7 protein-coding genes are annotated in these 8,867 nt (G+C 62.7%); 6 read left to right on the plus strand and 1 reads right to left on the minus strand.

The genetic code is table 11. The features are described 5' to 3' along the window. The first annotated feature begins 41 nt into the window (after positions 1-41). From AU187_RS12700 to AU187_RS12725, 6 genes are all read left to right on the plus strand, one after another. Positions 42-728, plus strand: a complete 687-nt coding sequence (locus tag AU187_RS12700; protein WP_059101089.1) for an Rv1363c family protein — start codon at positions 42-44, stop codon at positions 726-728. A gap of 643 nt (positions 729-1,371) precedes the next feature. After that, positions 1,372-2,202 carry a hypothetical protein gene (locus AU187_RS12705; protein WP_059101088.1) on the plus strand — a complete coding sequence of 277 codons (831 nt, stop codon included), beginning with the start codon at positions 1,372-1,374 and terminating at the stop codon, positions 2,200-2,202. A 135-nt stretch (positions 2,203-2,337) separates the two neighbouring features. Then, positions 2,338-3,462, plus strand: coding sequence for an LLM class flavin-dependent oxidoreductase (locus AU187_RS12710; protein ID WP_059101087.1), 1,125 nt, complete (start codon positions 2,338-2,340; stop codon positions 3,460-3,462). A 1,532-nt stretch (positions 3,463-4,994) separates the two neighbouring features. Next, a complete protein-coding gene (locus AU187_RS12715) occupies positions 4,995-5,486 on the plus strand; it encodes a hypothetical protein (protein WP_059166800.1) in 492 nt (163 codons plus the stop codon). A gap of 82 nt (positions 5,487-5,568) precedes the next feature. After that, positions 5,569-6,228 carry a hypothetical protein gene (locus AU187_RS12720; protein ID WP_059166801.1) on the plus strand — a complete coding sequence of 220 codons (660 nt, stop codon included), beginning with the start codon at positions 5,569-5,571 and terminating at the stop codon, positions 6,226-6,228. 37 nt (positions 6,229-6,265) lie between these two features. Then, positions 6,266-6,973: a hypothetical protein gene (locus AU187_RS12725; RefSeq protein WP_156442351.1), complete on the plus strand. Its 708-nt coding sequence runs from the start codon at positions 6,266-6,268 to the stop codon at positions 6,971-6,973. Positions 6,974-7,228: 255 nt separating this feature from the next. Here AU187_RS12725 and AU187_RS25790 read toward each other — a convergent pair whose 3' ends face one another. Next, positions 7,229-8,437, minus strand: coding sequence for a hypothetical protein (locus tag AU187_RS25790; protein ID WP_059166803.1), 1,209 nt, complete (start codon positions 8,435-8,437; stop codon positions 7,229-7,231). Positions 8,438-8,867 lie beyond the last annotated feature (430 nt).

An 8,867-nucleotide genomic window follows, 5' to 3' on the forward strand; every position in this document is an offset into this window, starting at 1 on the left:
ACAACAATCGACCCGCCAACGCAGAAAGGAAACCAGCTGCTATGCCGGTCAAGCCCAATACCGTAACCGATACTAGGAACGAGCATCAGGAGGCGAAAACCCCCGAGGAGACGACCGAGCAGGTTCCGGGCGGAACCGCGTCCGACAGCACCGGTGGCGGCACGGGGTCGCCACGCACCCCCGCAGACGATGCCGAAATAGGCCACGACTCCGACACGGGTGGGCCTGTCAAGGGCAAGCGCCAGATCAACTGGTCTCGTGTGCTGGTTTTCGGGATGCTGCCGGCGGTGGCGTTGCTACTGGCGATGGCCGCCGCGTTCTTCAAGTGGCAGGACGCGTCGATGCGCCTCTCCGACCGCGCGCGCATCGAATCCGTCCAGGCCGCCAAGGACGCTACCGTGGCGCTGTTGTCCTACCGGCCTGACACCGTCGAGCAGGACCTCATGGGCGTGCGAGACCGATTGACCGGCGACTTCAGAGGCGAGTACACGAAGCTGATTCAAGATGTGGTGATTCCCGGTGCGAAACAGCAACACATTTCAGCGACAGCCAGCGTTGCGGCGGCGGCCTCGGTGTCGGCAACTCCGGGCCACGCGGTGGTGCTGGTGTTCGTGAATCAGACCACGACGGTGGGAACGACTGCACCCACCGACCTTCAGTCCAGCGTCCGGGTAACCATGGACAGAATCGACGATCGCTGGCTCATCTCCAAATTCAGCCCGGTCTAAGCGATCGTTACGAAGCGAGGTTGACTGTGGCTGCACCTTCTTCCGAACCCAGGTAACGGTCACCGGGCAGATTTTCTAGCAGACGGCCCGGCTGGCCCTGAGTAGTCTCACCGACTTGTCCACTCTTCTGAATTTTGCCGACCGCGCGACTTCCACAATTCGCACAAAGATCATGGCCGAACGCCGCCCACCAAGAGCTGGCATACCCAGCAAGCCGATGCGCGGATTCGGCCGGACGACCAATCCGGTACTCCACCCGGCGTCCAGCAAGGGGGTAACGCTGAGGCCAGTTCCGTGCCACGCCGGGCAGCGAACCGAGTCCGGCTTGCCGCTGGCGCCCCTTGCGCGGTTGTGCGTGGCCAGTAACACTTTCGACCAACTGTGGAATTTCATGCAGTTGGCGCGGACCTACACCCAGCTTATTGCCAGAGATGGTGGGGCCTGCTAACGTCGAGCATCGAACGTTCGATCAGCAATATCAGAAGATCCTCGTGACACGCACGCTGTGCGGAGCCACAGGCAACAGCGGCACATCGCATCGCCGAAGCTTGCCAAAAGCCCGCGCAGTCGCCGAGACTGCCCCGGCTGCGACAGCACCTCAAACATAAACAACGTCAATCGTTACAAACAGGAAGAGCACGAGATGACGCTATCGGCCGCTTTCATTCAGCCGGTGCCAGACGACCTCCGCGTCGGAGAAACAGCGGGATGGCTGTTCACCGCCTGGGTCATCGTTCTGGGACTGCTTTTTCTCGCCTATGGAGGCTACCGCTTTGCGAGGTACCGCGACAGCGTCCCCGTGATCATGTGGGCCGGAGGCGCGTTCATCTGCTCCTTCGTGGAGCCGATGGGCGACTTGGTCGGCCATCTCTGGTGGCCAACTAACGTGCCACTCACGCTTTACACCGCATACGGCGTCGAGGTCCCGCTGCTGATCCCGTTCGCCTACTCATCTTTCGTTGGGGGCGGAGGCTACTTCGCGTATCGGCTCATAGCCGCTGGAATAACAATGAAGCGCCTCTTCGCAGTCTTCGGGATCATCGCCGCCGCCGACTTCATCATGGAAGTTCCGGGCACGTCGACCGGAGTGCACGTCTATTACGGCAACCAACCGTTCGAGATCTTCGGCTTTCCTCTCTACTGGTCCTGGCTGAATGCGACAGCGATCCTGTCGATCGGACTCTTCCTCTACGTCTTGGAGCCACGCGTACACGGCAAGTGGCGCGCAGTGCTCTTGCTGGCCCCGACCGCTGGCCACATGTGCGCTTGGGGCATTGCGATGCCGCTTGCCTTCCTACAGCTCAACACGTCGATGGCCGAACCGATGCGTTACATCATTGCGATCCTCACACTGCCACTGGCACTGCTGATCGTTCGCGCCATCTGGGAAGTGATCAAGTTCGTCCGGCAATATGACGCCATGGCGATCGCCGTGAAAAAACGTCCTGATGCGGTTCACGAAGCATCCCGGTAAGTCCATGCTGCCGAACCACACGATCCGCTGAGCTGAACCACCTCAATGAGTTCCCAGCGCGGATATCCGCGGGCGGTTCAGCTTTGAATACTCGATCTTCGAATTTCTCGAACCAGTCTCCGCAGGGAGGAACCAATGGTAGTCGGTGAAACGACGCGGCAAGTGAAGACCGGCCTCACCGCTTGGTCGATGGTGAACCTCGAGATCAACGCCCAAGCGGCCGCCGTCTACGAGCAGATCGGCATGGACAGCGTTTGGGTGATCGACCATTTGCTCGGCCTGTCACATCCGGACGTGTGGAACGACCTTCCGGCCTCGGCAGTACTTGCCGATCCCGACGCATTTCTCGACCCCTTCTGCACGGCAACGGCGATTGCGGGCAGGACGTCGCTTCCGATGGGCAGCGCGGTCATCGACATCACTCGCAGAGGGTCGGCCGATCTCGCGCGAGCGCTGCTAACCGTGCATCACGCGCACCCGCCTGGCTTCATCCTCGGCGTCGGCGCCGGCATCCGGCTTAACCTCGAGCCGTTCGGCTACGAGTTCAAGCGTCGCGTGAGCATCTTCGAGCAGCGATTGACCGAGATCCGGTGCCTTCTCGACACCGGCCGCATGCCGAACGGCGTCGGACGGATCGGTCTTCCGCTTGAATCTGGGATAGGGCGGCCGCAGGTTTGGGCGGCCGCGCACGGCCCGCGAATGCGTAGGATCACCGGCCGGCTTGCCGACGGCTGGATCACATCAGGCGTGACTCCGGAGCAGTACGCGCTGGACCGCGAGCACGTGCTCACCGTGGCAGCAGAAGCCGGCCGACCACGCCCAACCTGCGCATTCGGTCCGCTCGTCTTCCTGGGACACTCCCGAGAATCGATCGCAGCGGCATTGGACGAATTCCCGGCGGCGAAGCTGGCCGCGCTGTTCCTTCCGGCGGCAGCGTGGCAGCGTCACGGTCTGGCGCATCCGACAGGGCCAAGCGCCCAGGGCTTTGCCGACGCGCTCCCACACCAATTCGACGCGTCGATGCTCCGTGATCTCGCGCCCCGCATCCCGTTCGAGCTCTGGGAGAAACTCGTCTTCGCCGGCAACGCCGAAGAGGTCTCTGCGCGTCTGCGCCCATACGCAGATGCTGGCTGCGAGCACTTCATCCTCGCCGACGCCACCGGTCTCGCGATGGCGCCCGACCAGGCGGCAGAGAACCTCCCACACTACGGCCATGTCCGCGCCCTGCTCGCCCAGGCGGCGCCGACGACCGTTAGCTAGTTTCTTAGGCGAGCGAACCGAGTCGGCAAACACGGGCTCGCCGTGGTGCGGTCCTGTGACCTGCCGGGACGAGGAAGCGCCAGCGGGCACGACATCCCGCGTTCCTCGCAGCTGCACTCGATCATTCCCGCACGAATTCGCCACCGGTCCAGCGATCTACGTGAACGATGACGCGATCGATGAGTTCAACCATGCAACGGCCGACAGGGCAAGCGCCCGTCGTCCTCAGCGACCACCGCCTCACGGGCATCATGTCGCGCGAGGAGCACTCGCTGGCGTCGCACCACATGACGCACATCGACCGGCGCGAGCCGCCGCTACGCCGAACCGGGCTCTTCTCACGTTCGACGACGAGGCAGCCAGCGCAGTCCAGATCACGACACTATGGCTGGCGACCGCCTGTTCGTCCTGCCCTTTCGGGAAGCGATTGCGCTCGCCGCGACACGACCGGAAGAAGGGCGCTGATCCGCCTGTGAAACACGGATAGTTGTTCATGGATCATAGTGATTATCCGTGTACGGGGTGGAATAGCCTGTGGTGCAGCAAAATTAGGACCGGTAAACCGTCACGGTGACGTATCGACTACGTACTAGCGGACTTAGCCGATCGAGGCGAAACCACGCATACTTTTGTTGGGTGGGTGGGCCGTTGGCAAGGATGCTACTGCCGCCCGTGCTCGTGTGGCCGCCAGCGACGGCCGCGATGGCGGCGTCCGTCCGTCGTCGCCATCGCCCACGCAATCGATTCGGTGGCGCGAGCCATTCTGTGAGCCTGAGAGGTGGGGGACACTGGCTGATTCTTCTGATGGAAGTGGCGAGTCAGTCTTCATGGATAATGCACACTATCCATAAAGCAAGCGGAATGAGTTGGCGCACAACATTATTGGGACCGCTAGAACCGTCACGGTGACGAATCGGCAACCGTTCACCCGGCAGCGGGGCACTGTCACTGGGGAGCCGCCGCTACGGTGTGCCTCGGCGATGAACGTGCGAATTTCCCCCGCGGACCTGGTCCTACGACCCACCCGCTCTTCGCGCCCCGCAATCAACCCGAATAGCCTTGGTCAACAGCAACATTCGGTGAACAGAAGCGACGGTCGCACCGGCGGGCGGCATCGGCCGATTGATTCATCAGATGAAAACGGCGACATTTTTCATGGATAATAGAGATTATCCATGAGTGGAGCGGAAGCGTTGGTGCACAACAGGTTTAGAGACTCGGGAACCGTCACAGTGACGTAATTGCCCCGCGGGAGGAATGCCGTCAGGCTCGGATTTGAAGACTTTTCGGTCCTTCACGCGGCCGCTCTCGCTCAGTGTCGCATCGCGATCGACAATCATTTGCTGACGGCCCCGAACGCGCGGTCGCTACAACGACGGACGCATCGGGCGGGCGCAGGCGGCAGCGCCCGGATACCCGCGCCCTTAGTTAACCATAACGGATGTTATCGGCGCTGGTTCTGGCGTGTAATCTGGCGCTGTAATTAGCGGAACTGCTACGATGGCGACATGGTGAATATCAGGCCCAGTCGGATGCGTTCGATCACCGACGCACGCAACGCGTTCAGCACTCTCGTCGGTGAGGCGGAGAATGGGCTCACCACGCACATCGTCAAAGGGTCAACCGTGGTGGCGCACCTGGTGCCGGCCACGGCGCCCATTCTTGACGATCCGGGTCTGCGCCATGCGCTCATTGCCTCCTTCGCCGCGAGCGAGGCTGCATCGGCCGGCGCCTACGAATGGCGCGAGGCCCGGCTGTGGCATGCCGGCGACACCGTGGGTCGTCTGCTGGCCTGGACTTGGCGCAGCGACTCCGATCTGTGCCTGCGTGCGTTCGCGGCCTTCCACGACGAGCTCCAGCAGGTTGTCGGCGAGACAATCGGGCTCAGCGCGATCTGGCCCGGCATCGAGGTGGCGTTGCGCGTAGCCCTCGACAGCGGTGAAATCGCGGAACTGTTTCAGTACCTCGATCGCCACTACGACGACTACTACCTCGGCCCCCACCGCAGCGCTCCACCTACGTAGGACGCGAAACCCGCCGAACCGTCACATGACGAAACGCATTGGCCCGCCAACCTATTGCCCAGCACCGGAGGTACGGATCACCATGACCCAGGCATCCCCGAACCACGGCGAGCAGGCCGGCCAGCTGCTCTACCAACTGCTCTACATTGAAGTGCTGCAACGAGTCTTGCAGAATGCACGCGACGGACTGCTTGTTCCGCACTGGCGCGAGTTGGTTGTGACGATGAGTCCGCTGTCTGGCCCGGACCCCATGAGCGTGCATCCACTTGTTGTAGCCGCCATCAATGAGCGGCCCCGTGCCGCCTGGGAACCCGGATGCTCACCTGGCTGGCGGGCAGCTGCGGACAGTTGGTTCGATGAGGCACGTCGTGCGCTGGCAGAGCACCGCAGACTCACGCTCGTGCAGCACGCCGAGTTGACAAAGCTCACTGAACTTCTCCCGGTGTCCACCCGAACCTCCATGGCGCCGTCTGTGGTCGACGCCCTGGACCAGATCTCCAGCCTCGACGCTCGCAACGACGCCCTGGCGCGCCAGTCCCTCTCCACCTTTGTCATGCAGCGAGACAAGCTCACGGCCTCCTACCGGGCAGCCCTGGCAGCCGGCGGCGAAGACGTGGACTGGCGCTCGTGGTTCGAGGAGCGGATCAGCACGTGGGACAACGAAGCCGGTGCAGCATCGGCCCGTATCACTCTGCAGCAGAACGCACAGGCATATATGCAGCGACTCCCCGAGTACTGGTGAGCCCGCGAACCCGCCACGGGCGAGACGGAGATTTGCAATGACGGCAGTGGATATCGGTAGTTACGTCCGCCAGCTACGACACGACGGGCACACCGGAGCCGTCGAATTCGGCGTCCCGAGAATGCATTACGAGAGTCAAGACACCTGGTCCGCCACAGTGACGAGCTGCCTGGACTGGCGAGGAGAAATTCACCTCTCACCGCTCGACGCACGCGGGAACGCACCTAACGTCATCGCCGGATACGTCGACTTCCTTGTGCTGCGCCTCGGTGAGCAACCGGTCGCGGACGTGCTTCACCTATACGGCCCCGTCGCGGCCGCTTTCGCCGAGCTTTTCGACGACGCCTGGCTTGCCGATGGACTTGACGAGGATGACGAGTTCACCGGCGGTATGCCGATCGGAACAGTGCTGCTGATCTTGCACGCCGAGCTCGATGCGGCTCTGCAGCACCACGACCGGCTTAGACCGTGGGCGGTCGCAGAGGTCGCCTACGCCATGCTTCCCACGACAACAGGCGTTGTGGCCATGCACACCCTCCCCGCGATCTCCCCGAAAGAGCGTCACCGTGGCCTATTCGCCGCGGATCGTGTCGATCCACACTGGCCCCAGGTCGGCTGCACTTGTATACCCGGACGCCCCCGGTTCGCCGGCCGAGCCACCGCCTACCGCTACCTCGAAGACGCCCGAGCGGCGCTGAGCGTCATCCGGCAAGAGACCTTCCGGGTGTCCGTCGACCTGGATTGACCAGCCCCGCCCCGCCCAGCAGAACGCTTCTGAACAGTGGCTCGTAACTGCGCACACGTCAGCGGCTCACCCAGCGCCATGTAGTGACGGTAGGTGTCCCCCGTGACGACCCGGAAGACACGTACGGTGAGCGTGGATGTCAACAGCCTTGCCCGGTTCCTGTGTATGCCCGATCCGTGACGCATCCTGTCGCTATCCGGGTTGACGCAGCCGAGAATAACTCCGGCGCGACAGTAGACCATCGATACGCAGTCCTCAGGACTGGCGTTCCTGGCGGGAATTCCGCGCTGCGGCAGTCCGTTTCAGAAATTCCTGCGGCGGACACTCCAGGGCTTCGACCACCTTGGCGCACATCAGGCTATACGGATCGGTACCGGTGAAGTGAAATGTGAGTGCACCTAGCTCACGCGCATCGGGCTTCGACTGTGCTAAGACAGTCATCCAGCTCGCCTGCGCGCAGTCGCTGCGCACGACATAGGTGGCATGTTCGCCGGCCAGCGGACTGATCGCGACAGCATGATCCCCAGAATCGTTGGCGGACTTGATACTCAAGACCACATAGTGGTTGTCGAAACCGCTGGACGAGGCGGCCCGTTCATGCCACTCGCACCGGTCGGCGCCGAAGTGCTTCTCGATGTCCTCCAAGACCGTGACCCGCTGTTCGTCGACCTGGCGGCCGCGATAGCGCCCAGAGGACCGCACGCCGTCGAGAAACCTTCGCAGCTGCTCACCGCGGGGCAGCACCGCGAAGGGCAGTCCGTAGTCCGTCCGGCGTGGAGTCTTCACGGTGGAGGCGATGTCTCGGAATTGCCGAAGGAAGTCATACCGTCCCGCGTGCAGGGCGACCAGTTCTGTATGCGCTTGGCGGAGGAATTGGCTGAGCGGTGCTTCGTCGGCGGTCAAAAGCGTTTCGACGTCCGCGATGAGCTCGTTGAGCCGCGCAATGGCGAACTCCAGCGCTGCGCTTGTCTCCACGAGTTGGTTTGGTGCTGGCGGCCGAATCCTGTCGAGGATGTCCCACAGGCGCTGGTCGCAGTCCGGGCTCGCGATGGCGAGAACGAGAGCAAGTTGCAGAAAGTCAGTCCGGGCCCGCACGCGGCGCCGCTCATCGGCTGCTGAGCGTCCGATGTCGTCGACGTCGGTGAGGTCGCTAAATTTAGCTTCGAGCACACGCTTTGCCAGGCCCGGCTGTTCAAGAACGGGACCATGGGCGAGGATGATGTGGTCGACGAGCTGTTTTTCAGTGTCGACTACGTGCGCCATGACCGCGAGGCTGTGATGAGCTGTTCTTGACGACAAGCCCGGGTACATGCGGCGGTGCGCCGCGGAGTAGCGCCATGCGAGATAGCCGTAGCGTCCGGCATCGTTTGGGATGAAGTCCTGCACCGAGGCTCTGACTTCGTCCGGATCGTCTTGGCTTGCATCGATGTTCACGATGAGGTCGACGACGCCCTCGGTGTTCACAGCGTCTACCTCCGGATGAAGGCTGCCGGTTCGCGGGCGAGGGCGACTGACCTCGGCCGCGCGCTTGGAGGATTTTCGCTTGGCCACGTACGCGCTGCGGTGGCGGTTCAAGTCTTCCGCTACGACAGCGCGCAGCGTTTCTTGCGAAACCCCGTATTGGTGTGCACATTCGGAATACAGCTGGTTGATCGCCGACTGGTCCTGCCCGGAAGCGGACGCCTGCCGAAAGCGCTTGCAAACGTTCGCCGCCTGAGAGGAAGTGAGACGCCGGGGCGCCGCCGGTGAGCCTGCGATCCGCGAAACCGTCGGCGTGACTGGGCTGGTGGTGAAAGGTTTCGCTGAAACCGGTGACCTTGACCGCGCTCGCTGAAATTCCCCACTGACGCTCATCGAAATTCCCCACCCGTGTGGCTCCGCCGAGAAGGGCGGG

Source organism: Mycobacterium sp. IS-1556 (assembly GCF_001499985.1).
GTDB lineage: Bacteria > Actinomycetota > Actinomycetes > Mycobacteriales > Mycobacteriaceae > Mycobacterium.